This is a genomic window from Miltoncostaea marina, assembly GCF_018141525.1.
GTDB classification, from domain to species: domain Bacteria; phylum Actinomycetota; class Thermoleophilia; order Miltoncostaeales; family Miltoncostaeaceae; genus Miltoncostaea; species Miltoncostaea marina.
This window is the reverse complement of the sequence record NZ_CP064655.1, coordinates 2,772,406-2,798,233: the sequence shown is the minus strand read 5'-3', so window position 1 is coordinate 2,798,233 and position 25,828 is coordinate 2,772,406. Positions and strand designations below refer to the sequence as shown.

22 protein-coding genes and 1 tRNA gene are annotated in these 25,828 nt (G+C 73.7%); 18 read left to right on the top strand and 5 right to left on the bottom strand.

The window, feature by feature from the left end; translation table 11 throughout:
* Window positions 1-42: 42 nt before the first annotated feature.
* Together ITJ85_RS14205 and ITJ85_RS14200 are read left to right on the top strand one after the other, a co-directional pair.
* Window positions 43-582, top strand: a complete 540-nt coding sequence (locus ITJ85_RS14205; RefSeq protein ID WP_217913757.1) for a CHRD domain-containing protein — start codon at window positions 43-45, stop codon at window positions 580-582.
* A 128-nt stretch (window positions 583-710) separates the two neighbouring features.
* Window positions 711-1,121, top strand: a complete 411-nt coding sequence (locus tag ITJ85_RS14200) for a VOC family protein (protein ID WP_217913756.1) — start codon at window positions 711-713, stop codon at window positions 1,119-1,121.
* On the opposite strand, the gene lon is transcribed toward ITJ85_RS14200, so the two are convergent.
* Together lon and ITJ85_RS14190 are read right to left on the bottom strand one after the other, a co-directional pair.
* Window positions 1,118-3,553, bottom strand: a complete 2,436-nt coding sequence (gene lon / locus ITJ85_RS14195) for an endopeptidase La (RefSeq protein ID WP_217913755.1) — start codon at window positions 3,551-3,553, stop codon at window positions 1,118-1,120. The genes ITJ85_RS14200 and lon overlap by 4 nt on opposite strands.
* On the bottom strand, window positions 3,550-3,960 hold the full coding sequence (locus ITJ85_RS14190; protein ID WP_217913754.1) for an Hsp20/alpha crystallin family protein: 411 nt from the start codon (window positions 3,958-3,960) through the stop codon (window positions 3,550-3,552). The genes lon and ITJ85_RS14190 overlap by 4 nt, the downstream gene beginning before the upstream one ends.
* 82 nt (window positions 3,961-4,042) lie before the next feature.
* Between ITJ85_RS14190 and ITJ85_RS14185 the strand changes: the two genes are divergently transcribed.
* Entirely contained in the window at window positions 4,043-4,876 is an 834-nt protein-coding gene (locus ITJ85_RS14185; RefSeq protein WP_217913753.1) for a hypothetical protein, read from the top strand.
* Window positions 4,877-4,880: 4 nt separating this feature from the next.
* On the opposite strand, the gene ITJ85_RS14180 is transcribed toward ITJ85_RS14185, so the two are convergent.
* Both ITJ85_RS14180 and ITJ85_RS14175 read right to left on the bottom strand, forming a co-directional pair.
* Complete coding sequence (locus ITJ85_RS14180) at window positions 4,881-5,135, bottom strand: hypothetical protein (RefSeq protein WP_217913752.1); 255 nt, start codon at window positions 5,133-5,135, stop codon at window positions 4,881-4,883.
* The gene (locus ITJ85_RS14175; protein ID WP_217913751.1) at window positions 5,132-6,766 is read right to left on the bottom strand and encodes an AMP-binding protein; all 1,635 of its coding nucleotides are present in this window, start codon (window positions 6,764-6,766) and stop codon (window positions 5,132-5,134) included. The genes ITJ85_RS14180 and ITJ85_RS14175 overlap by 4 nt, the downstream gene beginning before the upstream one ends.
* A 97-nt stretch (window positions 6,767-6,863) precedes the next feature.
* On the opposite strand from ITJ85_RS14175, the gene ITJ85_RS14170 reads away from it, so the two are divergent.
* The 13 genes from ITJ85_RS14170 to ITJ85_RS14110 all read left to right on the top strand — a co-directional run bounded on the left by ITJ85_RS14170 (window position 6,864) and on the right by ITJ85_RS14110 (window position 15,621).
* Window positions 6,864-7,124, top strand: a complete 261-nt coding sequence (locus ITJ85_RS14170) for a hypothetical protein (protein ID WP_217913750.1) — start codon at window positions 6,864-6,866, stop codon at window positions 7,122-7,124.
* Window positions 7,121-7,399: a hypothetical protein gene (locus ITJ85_RS14165; protein WP_217913749.1), complete on the top strand. Its 279-nt coding sequence runs from the start codon at window positions 7,121-7,123 to the stop codon at window positions 7,397-7,399. Before ITJ85_RS14170 ends, ITJ85_RS14165 begins: the two co-directional genes overlap by 4 nt.
* A gap of 666 nt (window positions 7,400-8,065) precedes the next feature.
* The gene (rpmG, locus tag ITJ85_RS14160) at window positions 8,066-8,227 is read left to right on the top strand and encodes a 50S ribosomal protein L33 (RefSeq protein ID WP_281412202.1); all 162 of its coding nucleotides are present in this window, start codon (window positions 8,066-8,068) and stop codon (window positions 8,225-8,227) included.
* Window positions 8,228-8,253: 26 nt separating this feature from the next.
* Window positions 8,254-8,326: transfer RNA gene (locus ITJ85_RS14155), tRNA-Trp, on the top strand.
* A gap of 29 nt (window positions 8,327-8,355) precedes the next feature.
* Window positions 8,356-8,724, top strand: coding sequence for a preprotein translocase subunit SecE (gene secE / locus ITJ85_RS14150; RefSeq protein ID WP_217913747.1), 369 nt, complete (start codon window positions 8,356-8,358; stop codon window positions 8,722-8,724).
* 12 nt (window positions 8,725-8,736) lie between these two features.
* Complete coding sequence (nusG, locus tag ITJ85_RS14145) at window positions 8,737-9,270, top strand: transcription termination/antitermination protein NusG (protein WP_217913746.1); 534 nt, start codon at window positions 8,737-8,739, stop codon at window positions 9,268-9,270.
* A 66-nt stretch (window positions 9,271-9,336) separates the two neighbouring features.
* Window positions 9,337-9,765, top strand: a complete 429-nt coding sequence (gene rplK, locus ITJ85_RS14140) for a 50S ribosomal protein L11 (protein WP_217913745.1) — start codon at window positions 9,337-9,339, stop codon at window positions 9,763-9,765.
* Window positions 9,766-9,782: 17 nt separating this feature from the next.
* Window positions 9,783-10,505 carry a 50S ribosomal protein L1 gene (gene rplA, locus ITJ85_RS14135; protein ID WP_217913744.1) on the top strand — a complete coding sequence of 241 codons (723 nt, stop codon included), beginning with the start codon at window positions 9,783-9,785 and terminating at the stop codon, window positions 10,503-10,505.
* A gap of 87 nt (window positions 10,506-10,592) precedes the next feature.
* Entirely contained in the window at window positions 10,593-11,207 is a 615-nt protein-coding gene (gene rplJ, locus ITJ85_RS14130; RefSeq protein WP_217913743.1) for a 50S ribosomal protein L10, read from the top strand.
* 26 nt (window positions 11,208-11,233) lie between these two features.
* The gene (gene rplL / locus ITJ85_RS14125) at window positions 11,234-11,617 is read left to right on the top strand and encodes a 50S ribosomal protein L7/L12 (RefSeq protein ID WP_217913742.1); all 384 of its coding nucleotides are present in this window, start codon (window positions 11,234-11,236) and stop codon (window positions 11,615-11,617) included.
* An 84-nt stretch (window positions 11,618-11,701) separates the two neighbouring features.
* Window positions 11,702-13,186 (top strand): S8 family serine peptidase, encoded by a 1,485-nt coding sequence (locus ITJ85_RS14120; protein ID WP_217913741.1) that lies wholly within the window; start codon window positions 11,702-11,704, stop codon window positions 13,184-13,186.
* Complete coding sequence (locus ITJ85_RS14115) at window positions 13,183-15,315, top strand: S8 family serine peptidase (RefSeq protein WP_217913740.1); 2,133 nt, start codon at window positions 13,183-13,185, stop codon at window positions 15,313-15,315. Before ITJ85_RS14120 ends, ITJ85_RS14115 begins: the two co-directional genes overlap by 4 nt.
* 105 nt (window positions 15,316-15,420) lie before the next feature.
* Window positions 15,421-15,621 carry a hypothetical protein gene (locus tag ITJ85_RS14110; protein WP_217913739.1) on the top strand — a complete coding sequence of 67 codons (201 nt, stop codon included), beginning with the start codon at window positions 15,421-15,423 and terminating at the stop codon, window positions 15,619-15,621.
* 967 nt (window positions 15,622-16,588) lie between these two features.
* On the opposite strand, the gene ITJ85_RS14105 is transcribed toward ITJ85_RS14110, so the two are convergent.
* On the bottom strand, window positions 16,589-17,086 hold the full coding sequence (locus ITJ85_RS14105; RefSeq protein WP_217913738.1) for a hypothetical protein: 498 nt from the start codon (window positions 17,084-17,086) through the stop codon (window positions 16,589-16,591).
* A gap of 260 nt (window positions 17,087-17,346) precedes the next feature.
* Here ITJ85_RS14105 and rpoB point away from each other — a divergent pair, with 260 nt between their 5' ends.
* Both rpoB and rpoC read left to right on the top strand, forming a co-directional pair.
* Window positions 17,347-21,117, top strand: a complete 3,771-nt coding sequence (rpoB, locus tag ITJ85_RS14100; protein WP_246496270.1) for a DNA-directed RNA polymerase subunit beta — start codon at window positions 17,347-17,349, stop codon at window positions 21,115-21,117.
* A gap of 120 nt (window positions 21,118-21,237) precedes the next feature.
* Window positions 21,238-25,806: a DNA-directed RNA polymerase subunit beta' gene (rpoC, locus tag ITJ85_RS17285; protein ID WP_246496269.1), complete on the top strand. Its 4,569-nt coding sequence runs from the start codon at window positions 21,238-21,240 to the stop codon at window positions 25,804-25,806.
* The last annotated feature ends 22 nt before the right edge of the window (window positions 25,807-25,828 follow it).

The following is a 25,828-nucleotide window of genomic DNA, read 5'->3' as shown; positions in this document are numbered from 1 at the left end:
GGTAGAGCGGACCCCCGGCACCTCTCCACAGGAGGAAGGCAGATGAATCGGCGCGCGACGGCGGCGCTGGCAGGCACCCTGGCCGCCGCGGCCGCGGCGGCCGGCACGGTCGCGTTCGCGCACGGCGGTGGCGGCGGGACGTCCGTGCACGAGCGGCTCACCGGCTACCAGGAGGACCCGCTCGTCATCTCGACGAGCGGCAGCGGCGAGTTCCACGCGCGGTTCGACCCGACGGGGCAGCGCGTGCTCTGGCGGCTCGCCTACGCGGACACCGAGGGTGTGGTCTCGCAGGCACACATCCACCTCGGCGGACGCCACCAGAGCGGCGGCATCATGGCGTTCCTGTGCTCGAACCTCGGCAACGGCCCGGCCGGGACCCAGCCCTGCCCGCCCGCGCCCGCGACGCTCACGGGCGCCATCGAGGCCGACGACGTGGTCGGTCCGGCGGCCCAGGGGATCGCCCCCGGCGAGTTCCCCGAGATGCTGCGGGCGATCGCCCACGGCGTCGCCTACGCCAACGTCCACAGCGACCTCCACCCGGCCGGCGAGATCCGCGCCCAGCTGCGCGCGAGGGGCCGCTGACCCCGGCCGGCGACCCGGCGCGGCTCGCGCCGGGGTCCCACCCGGCGCCGGTCGTCGCGGGGGCGGCCGGCGCCGTGGGACGTCCCCTACGATGGCGCCGCAGGGTCCCGCGAGGAGGAGGAGGCGCCGTGCAGGAGCTCATCCACACGATGATCCGGGTGCTCGACGAGGAGCGCTCGCTCGCGTTCTACGGGGCGCTCGGGTTCGGCGAGATCGGCCGCAGCCGGGTCGGCGGCGACACCGCGACGGTCATCTTCCTCGGCCTGCCCGGCGACGGGGGCCGCCTGGAGCTGACCCTCAACGACGGGCGCACCGAGCCCTACGAGATCGGCGAGGGCTACGGCCACATCGCCCTCACCGTGTCCGACGGCATGGACGCCGAGCTGGCGCGGCTGGCCGAGCACGGCATCGAGCCGGAGCGGCCGCCCTACGAGGCCTACCCCGGCGGCCCGCGCATCTGCTTCGTGCGCGACCCCGACGGCTACCGCGTCGAGCTGCTGGAGCGCAACCCGGTCGACGCCTTCGGGACCGCGGGCTAGGACCTCTCCGATGGGGCGGCGTCCGCGCCGTCGGGCGCGGCGCCGTCCAGCGCCGTGGCGAGCACCTGCTCGATGCGGTCGGCGAGCGTGATGCGCATCTCGTCGGCGAGGCCGGCCGGCAGCTCGGCGAGGCCGTCCTCGTTGAGCTTCGGCAGCACCACGCCGCGGATGCCCGCGCGGTGGGCGGCCAGCACCTTCTCCTTCACGCCGCCGATCGGCAGCACCTGGCCGGTGAGGGTGATCTCGCCGGTCATCGCCACGTCCTCGCTCACCGGCCGCCCGGAGAGGGCCGACACCAGCGCCGTCACCATGGTCACGCCGGCCGAGGGCCCGTCCTTCGGCACCGCGCCGGCGGGCACGTGGAGGTGGATGTCGTGGGTGGCGAAGAAGTCGTCGGCCAGGTCAAGGTCCAGCGCGCCGGCGCGGGCGCGCACGAACGACACGGCCGCCTGGGCCGACTCGCGCATCACGTCGCCCAGCTGGCCGGTCACGGTGAGCTTGCCCCCGCCCGGCATGACGGTCGCCTCAACGAACAGGATCTCGCCGCCGGCGCCCGTGACCGCCAGGCCGGTGGCCACGCCGGGCTCGCTCGTGCGCCGCTTGACCTCGTTGTGGATGCGCTCCGGGCCGAGGATCTCGCGCACCTCCGCGGGGCCGGCCGTGCGGGGCGACGCGTCGCCCTCGGCCACCCGGCGCGCGGTGCGCCGCGCCACCGCGCCGATGCGGCGCTCGAGCTGGCGCACCCCGGCCTCGCGGGTGTACTCGCCGATGATCGTGAGCAGCCCGTCGTCGGTCACCTCCAGCGTGCCCTCCGGCAGCCCGGCGGCGTCGAGCTGGCGCGGCAGCAGGTAGCGGCGGGCGATGTGGAGCTTCTCCTCCTCGGTGTAGCCCGAGAGCCGGATCACCTCCATGCGGTCGAGCAGCGGGCCCGGGATGGTCTCGAGCACGTTGGCCGTGCACAGGAAGAGCACCCGCGACAGGTCGAGCGGGAGGTCGAGGTAGTGGTCACGGAACGTCGAGTTCTGCGCCGGGTCGAGCACCTCGAGCATCGCCGACGACGGGTCGCCGCGCACGTCGGAGCCCATCTTGTCGATCTCGTCGACCATCAGCACCGGGTTCATCGCCCCGGCGTCGCGGATCGCGCGCACGATCGTGCCCGGCATCGCGCCGACGTAGGTGCGTCGGTGGCCGCGGATCTCGCTCTCGTCGCGCACCCCGCCCACCGAGATGCGGGCGAACCTCCGCCCGAGCGCCCTGGCGATCGACTGCCCCACCGACGTCTTGCCCACCCCGGGCGGGCCCACGAAGCACAGGATCGGGCCGGCGGCGTCGGGCTTCAGCCGCGCGACGGCGAGCTGCTCGATGATCCGGTCCTTGACCTTCTCGATGTCGTAGTGGTCCTCGTCGAGGATCCGGCGGGCGCGCTCCAGGTCGAGGTCGTCCTCCGTGGCCGTCCCCCACGGGATCGAGAGGATCCAGTCGAGGTAGGTGCGCACAACGTTGTGCTCGGCCGACTCCGGCGGCAGGCGCTCGAGGCGCGACAGCTCGCGCTCGGCGGCGGTGCGGATCTCCTCGGGCGGGGCGACCTCGTCGAGCCGCTCGCGCAGCTGCTCGACCTCCTCGCCGCCCTCGCCGCCCTCGCCGAGCTCCTGGCGGATCGCCTTGAGCTGCTGGCGAAGGAAGTACTCGCGCTGGCTCTTCTCCATGTCCGTCTGGACGTCGCTCTGGATCTTCGCGCCCAGCTCGAGCAGCTCGAGCTCGCGGGAGCAGAGGGCGGTCAGGCGGCGCAGGCGCGCGGCGAGGTCGGTCTCCTCGAGCAGCTCCTGGCGCTCGGGCAGCGTCAGGCGGATCGACGAGGCGATGAGGAACGAGAGGGTGGTGGGGTCCTCGATGTTGGTGACCGCCACGCCGAGCTCGTCCGGCAGGTGCGGTACGAGGTCGATCATCCGGGTGAAGAGGCTCTGCAGGTTGCGCGCGAGCGCCTCCACCTCCGTGGTGCGCTCGGCCGCGTCGACGATCTCGTCGACCCGCGCCTGCAGGAACGGCTCGGTGGCGGTGTAGTCGCCGATGCGCACCCGGCGCAGCCCCTGGGCGAGGATGCGCACCGTGCCGTCGGGCACGCGCACCATGCGCTGCACGATCGCGGCGGTGCCGACCTCGTAGAGCTGCTCCGGCGGCGGCTCCGTGGCCTCCGGGTCGCGCGAGGCCACCAGCACGAGCATCCGCTCCGGCTGGTTCAGCACCTCGTCGATGAGCCGGATCGACCGCGGCTCGCCGATCGCCAGCGGGGCCACCGCGTCCGGGAAGACGACGGTCTCCTTCAGCGGCAGGATCGCCAGCGACTCGGGGATGGGCGTCTCGGCGTCGGGCCCGCCGGCCTCGCCGCCGGGCTCGACGAGCGGCTCGTCGGGTCGCCCCGCGTCGCTCGTCACGGCCGGCGCACCGAGATCTGCACGCGTCGCAGCGGCGGCGCCGGCGCGAGCGGCAGGGTGATGCGCAGGATGCCGTTCTCGTAGGTGGCCGCGGCCTTCCCCGCGTCGACCTCCACGCCCAGCCGCACGCGCCGCTCGAACGGCCCCCAGGCGATCTCCGCGTGCTGGTAGGCGCGCCGGCCCTCGCCGCTGCGCCGCCGCTCGCCCCGCACCACCAGCACGTCCTCGCTCAGCTGCACGTCGACGCCCTCGGGGTCGACGCCGGCCACGTCGAGCTCGACGGTGAGCGAGGGCGGCGGCCCGTCGGTCAGGTAGACATCGACCGGCGCGCGCGCCTCGTTGGAGGCCCCGTGGCGGCCGCCCGGGAACAGGTCTGCGAAGAGCCGGTCCACGTCGTCGCGGTACACGCCTCAGAGCCTAGTGCAGCCGGGCCCGCCGTGGCCCCGGGGCGTGATTGCCGCGACCGGCGGGGGTGGTGCAGCATGAGCCATGTCGCACGCCATCCCGGTGCAGGCGACCGCTGCGGACGGGTTCGCGCCGCCGGCGCGGATGGTCGCGGAGCTGTTCTGGGTGACCGCCGACGGGCGGGTGGCCGAGGAGCTCGTGGCGGCCCCGGTGGCCGGCGGCGTGGCGACCGTCGAGCTGCCGCCGCGCCCCCGCCAGCTGCACTGGGCGATCCGCGTGCGCGACGCGGGCTCGCCGGGCGCCGTGTTCCGGTCGGGGCCGCTCGACCGGCTCCCGGGGCCGCCGGCGCGCGGGCCGCTCGCGGCCGGCGCCGTGCGCATCCACCGCGGCGGCGGGGTCCTCCGCATCGACTCCCCCGAGGGCGCGGCGTCGCTCGTGCGGGACCGGCTGGCCACCCTGCCGGCGCCGCTGATCGCCACCGACGTGGAGCTCGGCGCGGACGCCGAGCGCCGCTACGTCGTGCGCGTGCGCGGGCTCGTGCCCGCCGGCGGCCGGGCGCTGCCCTTCCGCTACGCCCGCGGGCTGCGCCTGGCCGGCTCGCTCGATCCAGGCCGGCCGCGCCGGTCGGTGGTCGCCTGGCCCGAGGGGCCGGCCGACGCCGGCGGGGCGCCGCTGCGGGCCCTGGCCGGCGCGCTCGACGCCGCCATCGCCGCCGCGGCGGCGGATCAGCTGAGCGCGGCGGCGCTGGGGGCCGCGCGCGCGGTTGCGGCCGACGCCGGGTTCGCGCCGTCGAGCGTCTCGGTCGCGGCCGTCGAGGTCCTCGGCGGCGGCGCGCCCGGCGTGCCGGCGCGCATCGCGCTCTGCGCCGGCGCGATCACGGGCGCCCTCGCGCCCGCCGAGCCGACCATCGCGGACTAGGGGGTCAGTCGTCCCAGTCGGACTCGGCGGCGAGCTCGGCGTACGCGCGCCACTCGCGCAGCACCAGGCGGGCGTCCTTGGCCCGCACGTCCGGGCGGGCGCTCGCCAGCAGCTCCAGCGCGATCGCCTCCTGGCCGGGCGCCGGCGGGGTGCCGAGCTCCGTGAGCACGGCCCACACGACGTCCTCGTCCAGCCGCGGCCGCTCCGACAGGATGTAGTCGGCCGCCTCGCCCAGGTCGAGGTCGTCCGGGTCGCTCACCGCCCCGGCGCCGTCCCGGCCGCCATGCGGTCGAACGTGTCGGCCGTGACCCCCGCGGCGCGCAGCTCCACCTTGCGCACCCGCTCGGTGGGCGTCTTGGGCAGCGCGTCGAGCACGCGCACGTAGCGGGGCACCGCGAAGTAGGGCATGCGCTCGGCGCACCAGTCCAGCAGGGCCCCCAGGTCGGGCGCGCGGCCGGCGCGCAGCACGAGGCAGGCGAGGATCTCGTCCTCCGCCGAGGCGCCCTCGCCGGCCTTCACGCCGACCGCGGCCGCCTCGAGCACGTCCGGATGCGAGGTCAGGACGTGCTCCACCTCCACCGAGCTCACGTTCTCGCCGCGCCGGCGGATGTAGTCCTTGACCCGGTCGAGGAACCAGAGGTAGCCCTCCTCGTCCATGCGCCCGAGGTCGCCGGTGTGCAGCTTGAGGTTGCGGAAGTCCTCGGCCGTCTTCTCCGGCATCCCGGCGTAGGTGCGCATGACGATGTTCGGCATCTTCATGTCGACCACGATCTCGCCCGGCGTGCCGGGCGGCACCGGCAGGTCGGTGCCGGGCTCGACGACCGACACCTCGAAGCCCGGGGTGGCGATGCCGCAGCTGCCCGGCCGCGGCGGCCGCCCGGGCGGGTGGTACGTGACCATCCCGGTCTCGGTGAGGCCGTACCCCTCGATGAAGCGGATGCCGAAGCGCTCCTCGAACGCCGTGTAGATGTCGCGCGGCGCCGGCATGGCCATGATGCGGCTCACCGTGTGCGCCCGGTCGAGCTCGCCCGGCGGCGTGTTCCAGATGAAGTAGTTGATCGCGCTGACGGTGTTGAGGATGGTCGCGCCCGCGTCGACGACCTGCGACCAGAAGCGCGCCGAGGAGTAGCGCTCCACGAACGCGATGCGCGCGCCGGCGATCATCGCCGGGTAGGCGGCGAGCACCTGCGCGTTCGAGTGGAACAGCGGCAGGCACGAGAAGAACGTGTCCTCCTCCGTGACCCCGCACACCTCGATGTACGTGCGGCCCGAGAAGTAGTCCGACGCGTGCTGCTTGATCGCCCCCTTCGAGCGGCCGGTGGTGCCCGAGGTGAACATCACGCGCGCGTCGTCGGTCCACGCCGGCTCCATGCCCGGGTCGCCGTCCGGTGCGTCCAGCAGCGCGCCGAACGGCTCCCAGCGCACCGCCGGGTCGGGCCCCTCGCGCACGCCCCGGTCGAGCACGAACACGTGCTCGAGGTGGGGCAGGTCTCCGGCGACGAGCTCGAGCCGGTCGAGCAGCGACGCGTCGATGACCAGGAAGCGCGACCGCGGCAGGTTGATCACCCACGACAGGAAGTCGCCGCGGTAGGCGAGGTTGATCGGGCACTGCACGCCGCCCGCCCGCTGGATGCCGAACCAGGCGGCGAGGTTCTCCTCGCAGTTCGGCATGAGCGTGGAGACCGTCTCGCCCCTGCGGAGCCCGCGCGCGATCAGCGCGTTGGCCACCCGGTTGGCGCGCAGGTCCATCTCGCCGTAGCTGATCCACGGCCCCTCACCGACCCGCAGGTAGTCGCGGTCCGGGTGCGCCTCGGCCCGGCGGCGCAGCACGGCGGGCAGCACCCACCCGGTGGGGTCCTCGCGGCGGTACCAGTCCGACCACTCGCTCATCGGCGGCAGTAGACCACACCGCGCGGACGATCGCGGCCCCGGTCCGCCGCCGACCGGCCGTCTCAAGACGCCCCCCGGGTCCGCCGATCAGGACGGCATGGCGACCGAACCCGACCCCCTCCCGTTGCCCGAGCGGGCCCGCACCAGCCTCGCGGAGGGGCTCGGGGCGCTCGACGGGCACACCGACGCGCCGCTGCGCGTGCGCGCGCACGCCGCCGGCCGCGGCACCGACATCTTCGACCTGCAGGAGGAGTTCGAGCTCGGCCCGCGCGGCCGCCGCTTCCTGCTCTCGGTCGACGCGCGCGCCCGCGAGGCGCTGCTGCTGTCGGTCGGCCGCGATCCGGGGGGCGCGTCGTGACCCCCGCCGCGCAGCCGGCCACGGTCGCCGAGGTCCAGGCCTTCTGCCAGCGGGTGCGCTCCGCCGGCTCGCCCAACGCGAGGGCCCGCCCCCCGCTCGTCGCGGAGTACCGCCGGCTGGCGACCCGCCTGCGGGTCGACGCGGAGGAGACCCCCACGGGGCTCGACCTGCAGCGCGCCGCCGCCGCCCTCCTGCGCACCGCCGCCCAGGCGGAGGCCGCCGCCGCCCAGACCCCCCAGGCGCGCCTGCGCCGCGCCGGGATCCGCCGGGCGTGAGGCCCGCCCAGGCCGGCCGGCTTCGCCGGAGGGCCTGCGCTGCGTCGAAGCGAGGCACGCTTGCTGGCGCGCCGGCCGAATCGGCTCCGGCCCGGCGGCCGGGGCGCGCCATTCCGGCAATGTGCCCCCCAACCGCGCGGCTCCGTCGACGCTGACGCGCCGCCGGGGCGCGCCGCGCGGCGAACCGGTCGCACTGCGTCCCGGACGACCTGATCGAGCGACGAGGTGGTCGTAGACACGACCGCCGAGGCGGGAGCGGGACAAAACCGGCCACGAGGGCGCGGGGCACACCCCCACGCGCACCATGGACGCTCACGTCAGTGGGGTTTCCGGCGCCCGCCCCGCCGAAGGCGGTGCGCCGGTCCGCAAATCGCCCCGGCCAGGGGCGATTTGCCGCGTGACCCGGCCCGAAAGAGGCCGGGTCCCCGCGTGAGGGGCACGGCCGTCGACCACCCGCTCAGCGCGACCCGGCCCGCAGGGCCGGGTCCCGCCCGCGCAGAGGATCGGCCCCAGCCGACCCCGTCCCCAGCCGACCCCGTCCCCCAGCCGACCCGTCCCCAGCCGGCCTCGCGGGGGGCGGCCTGGGCGGAGCCACGCGCGGCGCCGCCTGCGCACCGCGCGTGGTACCCTCCGCCGAGCCCGTCCCCGGACCGGAGTCGTCGACCTGTGGCAACAGGGCAGCGCATCGCAGTGACGATGGCTTGCGAGGAATGCAAGCGTCGGAACTACCAGACCAACAAGAGCAGGCGGAACACGCCCGATCGGATCGAGTTCCGCAAGTTCTGCAAGTGGTGCGGCAAGCACACGCCGCACAAGGAGACCCGGTAGCGGTCCACGCCTCCGGGGCTCCTCTGAGGGTCGTAGCTCAACTGGTAGAGCACCGGTCTCCAAAACCGGGGGTTGGGGGTTCGAGTCCCTCCGGCCCTGTAGGCCACGACGAATGCTGATGAACTGACATGGCGCGCATCCGACCCGCAAAGGGACAGGGACGCCCCGAGGACGGCCCGCGGCCGCCCGCGGGTGGCGCCCGCCCGCCCGCGAAGCGGCGCGCCCAGCAGCGTGCGCCGCAGAGCCCCAAGCCGAACCCGCCCGGTCAGCGGCGCAAGCCCGACAAGGCCGGCTCGGTCACGAAGGCCGTCGTCCAGCAGCGCCGGGGCTCGCGGTTCCTCACCGAGGTCATCGCGGAGCTCCGCAAGGTCAGCTGGCCCGACCGCACCACCCTGCTGCAGTCCACGGCCGTCGTGCTCGTGGTCGTCGCTATCGTCTCCGTCTATCTCGCCGCGCTTGACGCCGTGTTCCGGCGCGTCGTGGACGCCATCTTCTAGCGAGGGGCACGTTTGTTCCGCTGGTACGTCATCAACACCTACTCGGGCCACGAGAAGAAGGTGAAGGCCAACCTCGAGCACCGGCTCATCTCCATGGGCCAGCGCGAGCGCGTGCGCGAGGTGGTCATCCCCACCGAGCAGGTCGTGGAGACGAAGGACGGCCAGAAGGTCCAGACGGAGAAGCGCCGCCTGCCGGGCTACGTCCTGGTCAACATGGACATGACCCCCGACGCCCTGTGGCTGGTGAAGAACACGCCCGGCGTGACCGGGTTCGTCGGCGGCGGCGGGCGCGACAACGAGCCCGTGCCGCTCAGCCAGGGCGAGGTGGACCGGCTCCTGAACGTCGCCACCGAGGCGCGCCCCAAGGTGCGCGCGGACTTCTCGGTGGGCGAGAGCGTGAAGGTCATCGCCGGCCCGCTCTCGGACTTCACCGGCGAGATCGCCGAGATCAACGCCGAGCAGGGGCGCCTGAAGGTGCTCGTCAGCATCTTCGGCCGCGAGACGCCGGCCGAGCTGTCGTTCGACCAGGTCAAGAAGCTCACCTGATCCATCCGGGGCCACGGCCCCGCATCACCGCAAACCCGGGGCGCGCGCCCCGCGATCGAGGACGTCATGGCGAAGAAGGTCCTGCAGGTCATCAAGCTCCAGATCCCCGCCGGCCAGGCCTCACCGGCCCCGCCCGTCGGCCCCGCGCTGGGTGGCGCGAGCATCAACATCATGGAGTTCTGCAAGGCGTTCAACGCGCAGACCCAGTCGGGCAACGGCACCATCACGCCGGTCGAGGTGACGGTCTACGAGGACCGCTCGTTCACCTTCATCACGAAGACGCCGCCTGCGGCCGTCCTCATCCGCCAGGCGCTCGGCATCGACAAGGGCAGCGCCGAGCCCCACAAGGAGAAGGTCGCCAACCTCACGCGCGAGCAGCTGCGCCAGATCGCCGAGACGAAGCTGCCCGACCTCAACGCCAACGACGTCGAGTCGGCCATGAAGATCATCGCGGGGACGGCGCGTAGTATGGGCGTGACCGTCGACGCTGCGTAGGTAGGGAGGACAGGGCAGTGGCCAAGCGCGGCAGGCGCTACCAGCAGGCGAAGTCCGAGATCGACGTCGAGCGGGTCTACCACCCGCTCCACGCCGTCCGGCTCATCAAGTCCCAGGAGCTGACCCGCTTCGACCCGACGGTCGAGGTCCACCTCCGCCTGGGCGTCAACGTGCGGCACGCCGACCAGCAGCTGCGCGGCACGATCTCGCTGCCCCACGGCACCGGCAAGCAGGTGACCGTCGCCGTCTTCGCCGAGGGCGACAAGGCGCGCGAGGCCGAGGCCGCGGGCGCCGACTTCGTGGGCGGCGACGACCTCGCCAAGCGGGTCCAGGAGGGCTTCACCGACTTCGACGTCGCCATCGCGACGCCCGACATGATGGGCACGGTCGGCCGCCTCGGCCGCATCCTCGGCCCCTCGGGCAAGATGCCGAACCCGAAGAGCGGCACCGTCACGTTCGACGTCGGCAAGGCCGTCGAGGACGTCAAGGCCGGCAAGGTCGAGTACCGCACCGACCGCGCCGGGATCATCCACCTCGGCATCGGCCGCCGGTCCTTCGACGAGCGCCAGCTCATCGAGAACTACCAGGCCGTGCTCGAGGAGATCGTCCGGGTCAAGCCGGCGGCGGCCAAGGGCAAGTACCTCAAGTCGATCACGATCGCCCAGACCATGGGCCCGGGCGTCCCGATCGACACCACCCGCACCACCGCGGCCGACGTCCTGGAGGAGCCCGCGGCCTAGCGCCCGCACCCACCGCACGACCCGACCGAAGACCCACGGGGGCGGCACGGCCGCCTCAAACCTGCCCGCAGGGCGGCCCGTGCGAGGTTGGCGACGAGCGCTGGAGGCCCCGCCGGGGTCCCCTCCGCTCCCGCCCGCCCGCGCGGGCAGGACGATGGAGGTGACACCCTGAGACGAGACGAGAAGGCCGAGGCGATCGCGTCGCTGACCGAGCGCCTGACGGCCTCCGACACGGTCTTCGCGACCGACTTCCGGGGCCTCACGGTCAAGCAGCTCGCCGAGCTGCGCAACCGGCTCCGCGACGCGGACACCGAGTACACGGTGGTGAAGAACACCCTCGCCCGCAGGGCGGCCTCCGAGACGGGCCGCGAGGCCCTGCTGCCGTACCTCGACGGCCCCACGGGGCTGCTCTGGGTGGGCGGCGACCCGGCCGTGGCGGCCAAGGTGCTCGACACCTTCGCCTCCGAGCACCCCGACGGCCTGCGCATCAAGGGCGGCCTCCTCGAGGGCGAGGACCTGCCCGAGGCGGACGTGGCGCGCCTCGCCAAGCTCCCGAGCCGGGAGCAGCTGCTCGGCCAGCTCGCCGGCGGCATCGCGGCACCGCTCACCGGCCTGGCCGGCGGGCTCAACAACCTCATCGGCGGCCTCGCCCGCAGCCTCGGCGCGGTGCACGCGCAGCGCGCGGACGAGCAGGCGGCCTGACCCCCTCACACGAACAGGAGCGACACATGGCGACGACCGAGGAGTGGATCGAGGAGCTCAAGAGCATCTCCGTGCTCGAGCTCGCCGAGCGGATCAAGGCCATCGAGGAGACGTTCGGCGTCTCGGCGGCGGCCCCGGTTGCGGTGGCGGCCGCCCCGGCCGGCGGTGACGGCGGCGGCGGCGCCGCGGCGGAGGAGCAGGACTCCTTCACCGTGAGCCTCGACGCGGCCGGCGACAAGAAGATCCAGGTCATCAAGGTGGTCCGCGCGGTCACCGGGCTGGGCCTCAAGGAGGCCAAGGAGCTGGTGGACAACGCCCCGAGCAACGTCAAGGAGGGCGTGGCGAAGGAGGAGGCCGAGTCCGTCAAGTCGCAGCTCGAGGAGGCCGGCGGGATCGTCACCCTCAAGTAGCGCGCCCGCGCCGCACGAGGTCACCAGCGGCCGTCCACCCCCCGGGGTGGACGGCCGCTGGTCGTTCTGATCCCATTCGCCGCCGTGAGACCCGCCCGCCTCCGACGCACCGCCCTGGCGCTCGCCGCGGCCGCGGCGCTGGCCGTCCCCGCCACGGCGGCGGCCGGCGTGCTGGGGCAGGGCGGGGTGCGCATGGGCGCCGACGCCCTCTGGAGCCGCGGCGTGCTGGGCCAGGGGGAGCGCGTCGCGATCGTCGACGAGGGTTTCGCGGGCCTCGACCGCTCGATCGCGCTCGGCGAGCTGCCCCCGCGCGAGGCCATGACGATCCGCTCGTTCGACCCGCTGCACGGGCTCGACGGGCGCACCGACTTCGGCATCCCCACCCAGCACGGCGTGCGGATGGCCGAGCTGATCCACGACGTCGCGCCGCGGGCCCGGCTCGTGCTGGTCGGCTACCGCACGATCGAGCAGTTCGAGGCCGCCGCGGCGTGGGTGGCCGCCGAGGGCATCCCCGTGGTGAGCCACTCGAACTCGTTCCTCACGCCGCCGTTCGACGGCACGGGACGGGCGGCCCGCGCGGTCGACGCAGCAGCGGCGGCCGGCGTGCTGTGGGTCAACTCGGCCGGCAACTACGCGCAGCGGCACTGGCGCGGCACGGCGACGGCGGAGGGGACCCCCGTGCCGATCGCGCCGGCGGCGGGCACCCCGCTGCTGTTCAGCGCCGTCTGGGATCCCGGCGCCGCCGCGGTCGAGGTGACCGTCGAGCGGCTCGACCCGTCGGGGGCATGGGCCGAGGTCACCCGCTCCGCGCCGGCGGGCCCGGGCAACGCGGTCACCCCGCCCGTCACCGCCGACGGCGCGCCCATGCGCCTGGTGGCGCGCGCCGCCGGCCCGCCGGCCGTGACGACCGACGTCTTCTCGCAGACCGTCGGCTTCGACGCGCTCGCGGCCGAGGACGCCAGCATCCCCACCCCGGGCGACGCCCGCGGCGCCCTCACCGTCGGGGCGGTCAAGTGGACCGGCGTGGCGCGCGAGCCCTACTCCTCGGTCGGCCCCACGCGCGACGGCCGCCTGAAGCCCGACCTCGTCGGCCCGACCTACGTGACCTCGAACCCCGAGTGGCCGGGCACCGCCGGCACCTCCGCAGCCACGGCCCACGTGGCCGCGGCGGCGGTGCTGCTGCGCCAGTGGCGCGCCGCCCGCGGCCTGCCCGCCGGCCCGGCCGACGTGCGCGCGCAGCTGACCGCCACGGCCCTCGACCTCGGGCCGGCCGGCCCCGACCCCGCCTACGGGGCCGGCATGGCCCGGCTCGACGCCGCCGCGCCCCGCCTGCTCGTGCGCGTGGCGCCCGGGCGCCGGCGCGTCGTGCGCGTGCGGGCCACCGACGCCGGTACCCTCCGCCGGGTGAGGATCTCCCTCGACGCCAGGAGCCTTCGGGCCGTCCGGCGCCCCGCGGTCGGCGTGCGCCTGCCCGCGCTGACGCGCCGGGCGAGCCGCCTGACCGTGACGGCGGAGGACATGGCCGGCAACGTCACCACCCGCACCCGAGTGCTGCGGCGCCCGCGGTGAGGCGGGCCGCGCTCCTCCTGGCCGGCGCCGCGCTCGCCGGTGGGTCGGCGGCCGCCCTGGTCCCCGGGGCGGCGGCGGCGCCCGGGGCGCCGGTGGCGATCTCGGTCGACGCCCGGCCCGGGCACGTCGCGACCGCCGTCGGGAGCCTCGGCCGCAGCGGCCTGCGCGTCCAGCGCCGGGTGGGGGCGCGGCTGCAGGTGGTGGCCGCGCCGCGGCGGGCCCGCGCGCTGGCCGGCCTGCCGGGCGTGGCCGGCGCCCATCCGGCGACGGCCGCCTTCGGCGACGCGCCCGCGGTCAGCCAGGGCGTCGAGCGCACGGGCGCCGACGTGCTCGGCCGGGTGGCGGGTGGGGGCGAGGGCATCACGATCGCCGTCCTCGACCTGGGCTTCGGCCAGAACGTCGAGCGCATGCAGTCGCTCGGCGAGCTGCCCCCCTCGGCGCGGCTCGAGACGCTCTCGTTCGACGCCGTCAACGGGCTCGCCGGGCGCAACGCCTACGGCAACCGCACCAACCACGGCGAGATCGTGGCCCAGACGGTCTACGACTACGCCCCGCAGGCGCGCTACCTGCTCGTCAACTACCACTCCGAGGCCGACTTCGTGGCGGCCACCGAGGCCGTCATCGCCCGCCACCCGGACATCGTGGTGCACTCCAACTCCTTCATCGAGGGCCCCTTCGACGGCACCGGGCCGGCGGCGCGGGCCGTCGACCGGGCCGCGGCGGCGGGCATCCTCTGGTTCAACTCGGCCGGCAACTACGCCCGCCAGCACTGGAGTGGGCCGTGGGCCGACGCCGACGGCGACGACGCGCTCGACTGGCCGAACGGCGGCGCGTGGACGTTCTTCCGCGGCGCCGGCCAGCCGGTCACCTTCGCGCTGTCGTGGACCGCCGCGGCCGACGGCCCTGCGGCCGACCTCGACCTGGTGCTGGAGCGCCAGGACGCCGCCACCGGCGCCTGGCTTCCCGCGGCCGGATCCCACGACCGCCAGTCCGCCGGCGCGCCGCCGGCCGAGCGCGTGGTGGGCTACCGGCCGCCGGTGGACAGCCAGATGCGGCTGCGCGTGGTGCGCGCCGCGGGGCCGGCCCCCGTGGGCCCCCTGACCCTCTTCTCGCGCGAGATCGCGCTCGGCGACATCGGCGGCACCCTCGAGAGCAGCGTGCCCACGCCCGGCGACGCCGCCGGCGCGATCGCGGTCGGCGCCGTCGACTGGCGCGGCAACCAGTTCAAGTCGTACTCCTCGCAGGGTCCGTCGGACGCCGGCCTCACCAAGCCGGATCTCGTGGCCCCGACCGACACCCGCATCATGGGCCCCAACGGCTTCCGCGCCGTGGGCGGCACGTCCAACGCCGCCCCGAACGCCGCCGGCGCGGCCGCGGTGCTGCTCGCCGCCGAGCGCCGCGCCGGCCGCGCGCCCACGGCGGGGGAGATTCGGGCCGCGCTCCTCGCCGGCGCCCTCGACCTCGGCGCCCCGGGCCCCGACGACGTCTACGGCGCGGGCCGGGTGCGGGTGAGCCTCTCGCCGCCCCGCGTGGCCCGGCCGAGCCCGGCGCCGCGGGCATCCGTGCGCGGCCGGGTCACGGTGCGCTTCCGGGCGGTCTCGCGATCGCGGGTCACCGACTGGACGCTGGCCGTGGACGGCGCGCCGGCCGTGCGGCGGCCCCAGCGCTACCCCCGGGGCATCACCATCGACACGCGCAGGCTCGCCGACGGCTGGCACCTGCTGTCGGTGGGGATGCGGGACTTCCCGGGCAACGCGGGCGCCCACGAGTGGCCGGTCCTGGTCGACAACACGCGCCCCCGTCTCGTCCTGCGGCGCGTGGAGACCCGGCGCGCCCGCCCCGGGCCGCCCGCCCGGCGCGGGGGCCCGCGCGTGCGGCGGCGGGCGGTGCGCCTGGTCGTCGCTGCGGCCGACCGCGGATCGACCGGCCGCCTGCGCGCCACCGTGCGCGTGACGGGCGGGCCGGCGGGCGCGGAGCCCGCCACGCGGAGCGTGCGGCTGCGCCAGGGCCCGCTCGTCCGGCTGGCGCTGGGCCGCCCGCTCGCGGCGGGCCGCTACCGGGTGCGCGTGGAGCTGCGCGACCGCGCGGGCAACCTCGCCCGCGTCGTGCGGACGATCCGCGTCCGCTGAGGGGCCATCGGCTCTGGACACGGCAATGTGCCATCGCGCACAATGCCGAAGTTTCCACATCGGCCGGGCGCGACCGCGCGGCCATCTCGACCCGGGAGGACCTCCATGCCGCTTGACCGCGAAGTGAAGAGTCGGCTGCGCGACAGGGTGTCGACGGCCAACAAGTCGAACGTCGACGAGATCGCCGACGAGGTGCGCCAGCACCTCGAGGGGCTCGACGCCGACGACAAGGACCACGCCCGCCTCACCGGCTGGCTCGAGGACCTCTCCGTCGTCAAGGGCGGAGGCGTCCCCGGCAAGTTCTGATCCGGGACTCCGCCCAGGCCGCCCGGCTCCGCCGGGCGGCCTGGGCTGCGGCGTGGCGAGCTGTGATCGTCCCGCCCAGGCCTCCCGGCTTCGCCGGAAGGCCTGGGCTGCGTCGAAGCGAGGCACGCCCCGGGCGCGCCGGCCGAATCGGCTCCGGCCTGGCGGCCGGGGCGCGCCGCGCGGCGAACCGGTCGCACTGCGTCCCGGACGACCTGATCGAGCGACGACGTGGCCGGAGACACGACCGCCGAAGGCGGGAGCGTGCACAAACCGGCCACGAGGGCGCCGGGCACACCCACGCGCACGACGGACGGATCCGGTAGTGCACTTTCCGGCGCCCGCCCCGCCGAAGGCGGTGCGCCGGTCCGCAAATCGCCCCGGCCAGGGGCGATTTGCCGCGTGACCCGGCCCGAAAGAGGCCGGGTCCCCGCGTGAGGGGCACGCCGGTCGACACCCGCCCAGCGCGAGCCGGCCCGCAGGGCCGGGTCCCGCCCGCGCAGAGGATCGGCCCCAGCCGACCCCGCACCGCGACCACCCGCCCAGCGCGAGCCGGCCCGCAGGGCCGGGTCCCGCCCGCGCACAGGATCGGCCCCAGCCGACCGCGTCCGTCGACGACCTCGTCACAGGACGCGCCGGATCCGCCCGCGCTCAGGATCGGCCCCAGCCGATCGCGTCCGTCGACGACCTCGTCACGGGACGCGCCGGGTCCCGCCCGCGCCGACGATCGGCCCCAGCCGACCCGGTCCCTCGACGACCTCGTCGAGACAGGCCCGGGTCCCGCCCGCGCAGAGGGATCGGCCCCAGCCGACCGCGTCCCTCAACGACCTCGTTACGGGACGGGCCGGGGTCCCGCCCGCGCAGTGGATCGGCCCCAGCCGACACGGTCTCCACACCGCCCTCGCCCAGGCGGTCCTCGACCACCGACCCCGGACCGCGACCCTCCCCCGGCGGGGGACGGGCGCTCGCCTCAGCGGCCCCGGCGCCTCGGGGTGTGCATCAGGCGCTGGAGGCGCCGGGTCTCGGCGAGGGCGTTGACCGGGCGGCGGTCGGGGAGGGAGCTGCGCCCGCGCGAGATGCGCTCGTCGCGGCCCTCCCTGGCCTCGACCCAGCGCTCGTAGCCCGCGATCAGGTTGAGGAGGCTCTCCACCAGCCGCATGCCGGCCGGCGAGCCGGCGAAGGGCTCCCCGTCGAGCAGGAGGGTGCGGGTGTCGGCGAGCCACGCGAGCTCGCCCTCGCCGGGCTGGGCGGCGCGCAGGCCGCTCGCCGAGACGCGCACGGCCAGGCCGTGCCACTCGCGCTTGAGCACGCCGGGCTCCACGGCCGGCCGGAAGCCGAACGCGCGCATGCGCCGCCGCTCGTCGGGCGACATCCACTGGCGGTGGGTCGCCTCGAGCAGCGAGCGCAGACGCTCGTCGAGGCCGTCCGGGCCGCCGTCCGCATATGAGGGAAGTGACGAGCTCCTCACGAGGCCAGTATGCATGACGCGGGCCGGCGCTCGTACGGCGCGACCGCCGAGCGGGGTGCTAGGATCGTCGGCCTTGGCCGATGGGTTCTATTGACGGCGGCTGCCGCGCGCGTCGCAGCCCCCTCGGGCCGCCCGCGAGCAGCGGGCCCTGCCCTTGAGCGCCCGAACGCCCAAGTGATAGCATGCGCCGTTGCGCCCGCTCCGGCCCGCCGGCGCCGTCTCGCCGTCCCTCGCTCGCTCTCGTCAGGAGGCCTCGCGACTTGAGCACCCGTCCCGCTGCCCGCGTCCGCCGCTCCTTCTCCAAGCAGGAGAAGGTCCGTGACGTCCCAAACCTGATCGACATCCAGCGGTCCTCCTTCGAGTGGTTCATCGAGCGAGGGCTGCGCGAGACGATCGACGACATCTCGCCGATCGAGGACTTCACCGGAACCCTCGCGGTCCAGTTCGGCAAGTACACGCTGGGCGGCTGGGAGCCCGGCATGCCGTTCGACCACATCCAGCCGAACGACTCCATCAAGGACTGCCGCGAGAAGGACATCACCTACGCGGCCCCGCTCACGATGGAGGTCGCCTTCATCAACCGGGAGACCGGTGAGATCCGCGAGCAGAAGGTCTTCATGGGCGACCTTCCGCTCATGACGAACTGGGGCACCTACATCATCAACGGCACCGAGCGCGTCGTGGTGACGCAGCTCGTGCGCTCGCCGGGCGCGTACGTGATGGAGCCCAAGGACCGCGAGAAGCAGGTCTTCATCGCGAACCTGATGCCCTCGCGCGGCTCGTGGGTCGAGCTCGAGATCGACAAGAAGGGCCTGGTCAACGTCCGCATCGACCGCAAGCGCAAGCTGCCGGTCACCACGCTGCTGTTCGCGCTCGGCTACACCCGCGACGACGTGGCGAACCTGTTCCGCCACCCGGAGGACCCGGACCGGGTCAACCCCTTCATCCAGATGACCCTGGACAAGGACGCGACGGAGGGCGACCCGCAGACCGGCGACCGCACCAGCCTCGAGAAGCTCGAGGCGATCGTCGCCGAGATGCGCGAGCTCGACGCCCGCCTGGAGGAGGCCGCCGGCGAGGAGCGCGCCGCCCTCGAGGCCGAGATCGAGAAGCTCGAGAAGAAGCTGGACGCGCGCTCGGGCGACATCATGCAGCACGCCCTGATCGAGGTCTTCAAGAAGCAGCGCCCCGGCGAGCCGCCGACGGTGGACAACTCGCGCTCGCTCGTGCGCTCGCTGTTCTTCGACCCGAAGCGCTACGACCTCACGAAGGTCGGCCGCTACAAGCTGGACGCCCGCCTCGGCCTCAGCCTGGGCTCCGAGGTCCGCACGCTCACCAACCCGCGGTTCACCGGCCGCTCGACCGGCATGACCGACGACCTGGTCGAGCTCATCCGCCGCCTCGTCGAGCTGCCGATCAAGATCGGCGTGCCCGAGGACTCGAAGGACTTCGCGGCCGACGCGGCCACGATGCCGCGCGACGAGATCGCCGGCGACCTCGACGAGTACGAGCACTTCGGCAACCGGCGCCTGCGCACGGTCGGCGAGCTGATCCAGGAGGCCTTCCGCATCGGCCTCTACCGGATGGAGCGCGTGGTCCGCGAGCGCATGAGCACCGAGGACGTCGACACGATCACGCCGCAGACGATCATCAACATCCGGCCGGTCGTGGCGGCGCTGAAGGAGTTCTTCGGCTCCTCGCAGCTCTCGCAGTTCATGGACCAGACCAACTCGCTGTCGGGCCTCACCCACCGGCGCCGCCTGTCGGCGCTCGGCGCGGGCGGCCTCACCCGCGAGCGCGCGCCCATCGAGGTGCGCGACGTCCACCAGACCCACTACGGCCGCATGTGCCCGATCGAGACCCCCGAGGGCCCGAACATCGGCCTCATCGGCTCGCTCGGCTCCTACGCGACGCTCAACGAGTTCGGGTTCATCCAGACCCCGTACCGCCGGGTGGTCGACGGCGTGATCACCGACGAGGTGGTCGAGCTCGACGCGACCCAGGAGGAGCACAAGATCATCGCGCAGGCCAACGCGGAGTACACGGACGACAAGCACCTCGTCGGCCCCGTGCTCTGCCGCAAGGGCGGCGAGCCCGTGCTCGCCGACCCGGCCGACGTCGACTTCATGGACGTGTCGCCGCAGCAGATGGTCTCGGTGGCCACGGCGCTGATCCCGTTCCTGGAGCACGACGACGCGAACCGCGCGCTCATGGGCGCGAACATGCAGAAGCAGGCCGTGCCGCTCATGATCACCGAGGCCCCGCTGGTGGGCACCGGCATGGAGCACCGGGCGGCGGTGGACACCGGCGACGTCGTGGTGAGCCGCACGGACGGCACGGTGGCCGCGGTCGACGCCGACCACATCATCATCGAGGACCCCCAGGGCGAGCTCGAGCACTACGAGCTGCACAAGTTCACGCGCTCGAACCAGGGCACGCTCATCCACCAGAAGCCGATCGTCCGCAAGGGCCAGGCGGTGCAGCAGGGCGAGGTGCTCGCCGACGGCAGCTCCACCGACCGCGGCGAGCTGGCGCTCGGCAGCAACATGCTCGTCGCCTTCATGTCCTGGGAGGGCTACAACTTCGAGGACGCGATCATCATCTCGGAGCGCCTCGTGCGCGACGACCTGCTCTCGTCGATCCACATCGAGGCCTACGAGGTCGACGCGCGCACCACGAAGCTCGGCGCCGAGGAGATCACGCGCGACATCCCGAACCGCTCGGAGGAGTCGCTGAAGGACCTCGACGAGCGCGGCATCGTCCGCATCGGCGCCGAGGTCAAGTCGGGCGACCTGCTGGTCGGCAAGGTCACGCCGAAGGGCGAGACCGAGCTGACGGCCGAGGAGAAGCTGATCCGGGCCATCTTCAAGGAGAAGGCCGGCGAGGTGCGCGACACCTCCCTCAAGGTCCCGCACGGCGAGGGCGGCAAGGTCATCGACGTGAAGGTCTTCGACCGCGAGAGCGGCGACGACCTGTCGCCGGGCGTCAACCAGCTCGTGCGCGTCTACGTCGCCAAGCGGCGCAAGATCGCCGAGGGCGACAAGCTCGCCGGCCGCCACGGCAACAAGGGCGTCATCTCGAAGATCGTCCCCGAGGAGGACATGCCGTTCCTCGAGGACGGCACGCCGATCGACATGATCCTCAACCCGCTGGGCGTGCCCTCGCGCATGAACATCGGCCAGATCATGGAGACCCACCTCGGCTGGGCCGCCGCGCGTGGCTGGGTGGACGGCGCCTTCGAGAACGGCGGCATCGACGGCCACGAGCCGCCGGAGCGGACGTTCGTCGCGACGCCGGTGTTCGACGGCGCCGAGGTGGAGGACGTCGACCGGGTCCTGAAGGACTGGTCGGCCAGCCACCCCGACAACCCGATCAAGCTCGCGGTCGACGAGACCGACCGGCCGGGCCGCCAGGCCTCCGGCAAGATGCGCCTCTTCAACGGCCGCACCGGCGAGCCCTACGAGGGCCGGGTGACCGTCGGCTACATGTACATGCTGAAGCTGCTCCACCTCGTGGACGACAAGATCCACGCGCGCTCGACCGGCCCGTACTCGCTCGTCACCCAGCAGCCGCTGGGCGGCAAGGCGCAGTTCGGCGGCCAGCGCTTCGGCGAGATGGAGGTGTGGGCCCTGGAGGCGTACGGCGCCGCCTACACCCTCCAGGAGATGCTCACCATCAAGAGCGACGACACGGTCGGCCGCGTGAAGGCCTACGAGGCGATCGTGAAGGGCGAGAACATCCAGGAGCCGTCCATCCCGGAGAGCTTCAAGGTGCTGCTGAAGGAGATGCAGAGCCTCGGGCTGGACGTCCGGGTGCAGGGCGAGGCGGGGCCGGAGTTCTCGGCGCGCGAGGAGGACGACGACCTCCTGCGGGCGGCCGAGGAGCTCGGCATCGACCTCTCCGGCGGGCTCGGGGCGCCCCAGGGCGACGACGCCCAGGAGGCCGGCGGGGCCGAGGGCTCGACCGCGGACGAGGCCGGGGTGGCCGCCTCCTCGGGCGACGACGCCGGCGCCGACGCGGACGCAGGGTAGCGGGGCCGGCGGGGCCGCCGCGCGCCACCACGGCGCGCGGCGGCCCCGCGACGACGGACGGGGTCTTCGCCCGGACCGCGCGGCGGCGCGGCGTCGGGCACACGAGAAAGGCGCGGCAACGTGATCGACATCAACAACTTCGACTCCATCACGATCGGACTGGCCTCCTCCAAGCAGATCCGGCAGTGGAGCTCGGGCGAGGTGACCAAGCCCGAGACGATCAACTACCGCACGCTCAAGCCGGAGAAGGACGGGCTCTTCTGCGAGAAGATCTTCGGTCCGACCAAGGACTGGGAGTGCTACTGCGGCAAGTACAAGCGCGTCCGCTACAAGGGGATCATCTGCGAGCGCTGCGGCGTCGAGGTGACGCGCGCGAAGGTGCGCCGCGAGCGGATGGGCCACATCGACCTCGCCGCGCCCGTCAGCCACATCTGGTTCTTCAAGGGCGTCCCGAGCCGCATCGGCTACATGCTGGACATCGCCCCGAAGGAGCTGGAGAAGGTCCTCTACTTCGCCGCCTCCATCGTCACGGAGGTGGACACGGAGGCCCGCGGCCAGGAGCTCGACCGGCTCCAGGACGAGGTCAACGCGGCGATCGAGCAGTTCAGCCAGGACAAGGAGGAGCGCCTCCTCGAGCTGGACGAGCGGCTCGACCGGCGGGTGCAGTGGCTGCGCGAGGCTGACGCCGACGTCCTCACCGACGAGGACGAGTACTGGGCCGAGGACCTCCAGCGCGACCGCAGCTCGGACGACCCCGAGGCGCGCCGGGAGCTGACCGACGCCGACCGCAAGCAGGCCGAGTCGGACCTCCGCAAGGAGACCGACGTCACGAAGAAGGACATCGAGCGCTACACGGAGGAGGCCATCGAGCGCCTCACCCAGGCGTGGCTGACCTTCAAGGACGTCAAGCGCGGCGACATCATCAGCGACGAGCAGCTGTTCCGGGAGATGAAGGACCGGTTCGGCTCGCCGCACGGCTTCGCCCAGCTCTTCTCCGGCGGCATGGGCGCCGCCGCGATCAAGGAGCTCCTCGACGACCTGGCCGAGCGCTCGCCGAACGCCGGCGACGACGACCCCCGTCGCACGAAGCTGCAGGACCTCGCCGACGAGCTGCGCGAGACCATCAAGACCTCGAAGGGCCAGCGGCAGGCGCGCGCGCTGAAGCGCCTGAAGGTCGTGTCGGCCTTCATCCGGAGCCAGAACAGCCCGGGCTGGATGATCCTCGACGCGATCCCGGTCATCCCGCCGGAGCTGCGCCCCATGGTGCAGCTCGACGGCGGCCGCTTCGCGACGAGCGACCTCAACGACCTGTACCGCCGCGTCATCAACCGCAACAACCGCCTCAAGCGGCTGCTCGACCTCGGCGCGCCCGAGATCATCGTGAACAACGAGAAGCGGATGCTGCAGGAGGCCGTCGACGCGCTGTTCGACAACGGCCGCCGCGGCCGCGCGGTGACCGGCCCCGGCAACCGCCCGCTCAAGTCCCTCTCGGACATGCTGAAGGGCAAGCAGGGCCGCTTCCGGCAGAACCTGCTCGGCAAGCGCGTCGACTACTCGGGCCGCTCGGTCATCGTGGCCGGCCCGGAGCTCAAGCTGCACCAGTGCGGCCTGCCCAAGCTGATGGCGCTCGAGCTCTTCAAGCCGTTCATCATGAGCCGGCTGGTCGAGCGCAAGCAGGTCCAGAACATCAAGGCCGCCAAGAAGCTCGTGGACGCGATGGTCCCCGAGGTCTGGGACGTGCTCGAGGAGGTCATCGGGGAGCACCCGGTGCTGCTCAACCGCGCGCCCACCCTGCACCGCCTCGGCATCCAGGCCTTCGAGCCGGTGCTGGTCGAGGGCAAGGCCATCCAGATCCACCCGCTCGTCTGCACCGCCTTCAACGCGGACTTCGACGGCGACCAGATGGCCGTCCACCTGCCCCTGTCGGTGGAGGCGCAGGCCGAGGCCCGCATCCTGATGCTGTCGGCGAACAACATCCTCTCGCCGGCGCACGGGCGCCCGATCGCGGTGCCGAGCCAGGACATGATCCTCGGCCTCTACTACCTCACCTACGCGCCGGTGGTCAGCGTGCGCAAGAAGGGCGACGAGGGCGAGGGCCGTGACCAGGAGGTCACGGAGCTCTGGAACCACGAGGCCCGCGCCTGGGAGCTCCCGAAGGGCATGGAGGCGAAGTTCGACGGCGGCGAGTGGACCACGAAGCCGTTCGCCGGCATGTCCGAGCCGCGACCGTTCGGCAGCGAGGAGGACGTCTTCGCCGCGCTGGACCAGCGCGCCGTGGGCCTGCAGGACCTCATCCTGATGCGCTACGCCGACGGCACCCGCCGGGTCACGACGCCGGGCCGCGTGGTCTTCAACCACGAGGTGCGGACCGCGCTCGAGGCCGTGGTCGGCGCCGAGGAGCTGGCCGCCCAGCCGTTCCCCGACCGGCACGAGTCGCTCACCAAGCGCCACACCGGGGACTTCATCGAGGAGCTCGTCAACCTCTACGGCGCCACCGCGGTGTCGATGGTGCTCGACGCCTTCAAGGCGCTCGGGTTCCGCTACGCCACCGACTCCGGCCTGACGGTGTCCAAGAACGACATCGTCGTCCCGCCCACGAAGGGCGACATCCTCGCCAAGTACGACGCGAAGGTCGAGGAGGTCGAGGAGTTCTTCGCCCTGGGCGAGATGAGCCCCGAGGAGCGCCACGAGGAGGTCGTGAAGCTCTGGGAGCAGGCCACCGACGAGGTCGCCGAGGCCATGCAGGAGCACCTGTGGCGCCTCAACCCGATCTACATGATGGCCAACTCGGGTGCGCGCGGATCGTTCAAGCAGATCCGCCAGCTGGCCGGCATGCGCGGCTGCATGAACAACCCGAAGGGCGAGACGATCGAGCGGCCCATCAAGTCGAACTTCATGGAGGGCCTCTCCGTCCTCGAGTACTTCATCTCGACCCACGGCGCCCGCAAGGGCCTCGCGGACACCGCGCTGAAGACCGCCGACTCGGGCTACCTCACCCGGCGCCTGGTGGACGTCTCGCAGGACGTGATCGTGCGCGAGCTCGACTGCGGCACCGACGAGGGCATCGAGGTCCCGGTCTTCCGCGACGACAACGCGCTCAACCCGAGCGTGCCCGGCCGCGTGCTGCTCGGCCCGGTCGTCGACCGGCGCACGGGCGAGGTGCTGCTGGACCTGCGGCCCGAGGCCGACTCCGACGACCCCGAGGACGTGGCGGCGGCGACCCGCGGCCACCTCGTCACCACGGTCGAGGGCGAGCGGCTCAACGCGGAGCTGCGCGAGGCGGACGGCACCCCGCGGGACGCGGTCGTGCTCGTGCGCTCGCCCGTGAAGTGCCGCAGCGAGGTCGGCATCTGCGCCCGCTGCTACGGGCGCAACCCGGCGTCCGGCCGGCTCACCGAGCCGGGCGACGCGGTCGGCATCATCGCCGCCCAGTCGATCGGCGAGCCGGGCACCCAGCTCACCATGCGCACGTTCCACACCGGCGGCGTCGCCGGGGCCGACATCACGCACGGCCTCCCGCGCGTCGTGGAGCTCTTCGAGGCCCGCAAGCCGAAGGCCCAGGCCGTGGTCAGCCCGGTCGACGGCTGGGTGCGGATCACCGACGACGAGACCCGCCCGGGGTCGGCCACCCTGACGGTGGTCGAGCCGGAGTACGTCGAGATGGACGACGCGGGCACGGGCGCCACGAAGGCGCCGGTGCGCGAGCACTCCTTCACGGCGCTGCGGCGCACCCAGATCACCGTGGACGACGGCCAGTGGGTCGAGGCGGGCGACCTCCTCACCACCGGCTCGGCCTTCCCGGCGGACATCCTCAGCTCCAAGCCCGGCGTCGCCATCGGCGTGCAGGGCCGCATCACCGGCGTCACGGAGGACGGTGAGCAGTGGCTGCGGGTGGACGTCGAGACCGAGGCGGGCACGTCGCAGCGCTGGCTGCGCCTGCCGGCCGACCGGCCGCGCCCGGTCATCGAGGCCGGCACGCAGGTGCGCACCGGCCAGCGCTTCTACGCCCAGGACGGCGTGCGCGACCGCTCCACCAAGACCGAGCTGTACCTCGTCTCCGAGGTCCAGAACGTCTACCGCTCGCAGGGCGTGGACATCAACGACAAGCACATCGAGCTGATCGTGCGCCAGATGCTCCGCAAGGTGCGGGTGGAGGACCCGGGCGGCACGCACTTCCTGCCCGGCCAGATGGTCGACAAGCCGGTGCTGTACCGCGAGAACGCCCGCGCGGCCCAGCGCATCGAGGAGCAGCTGCTCGAGAAGCGCGAGAGCGGCGAGTTCACCGGCGACGACAGCGAGATCGCGCGCGCCAGGGACGGCGTGCAGGCCGTGGTGGAGCCGCTGATCCTCGGCATCACGAAGGCCTCGCTGGCGACCGAGTCGTTCCTCTCGGCGGCCTCCTTCCAGGAGACGACGAAGGTGCTGACCGACGCCGCCCTCGAGGGCAAGACCGACCGGCTGCGCGGCCTGAAGGAGAACGTGATCATCGGCAAGCTGATCCCGGCCGCCACCGGGCTCAAGCGCTACCGCCAGCTCGAGATCGAGGCCGTCCGGCGCGCGCCGGCGCTGCTCGAGTTCGACCTGGACGAGCCGTTCTCCGAGGCCGACGACGACGCCCTGCTGGGCATCGGCGACGGCGACGGCCAGACGTACTCGTTCGGCCCGGAGCTGGAGGGCGAGGAGTCGTAGACGCCCCGCGCCGAGCGGAGCC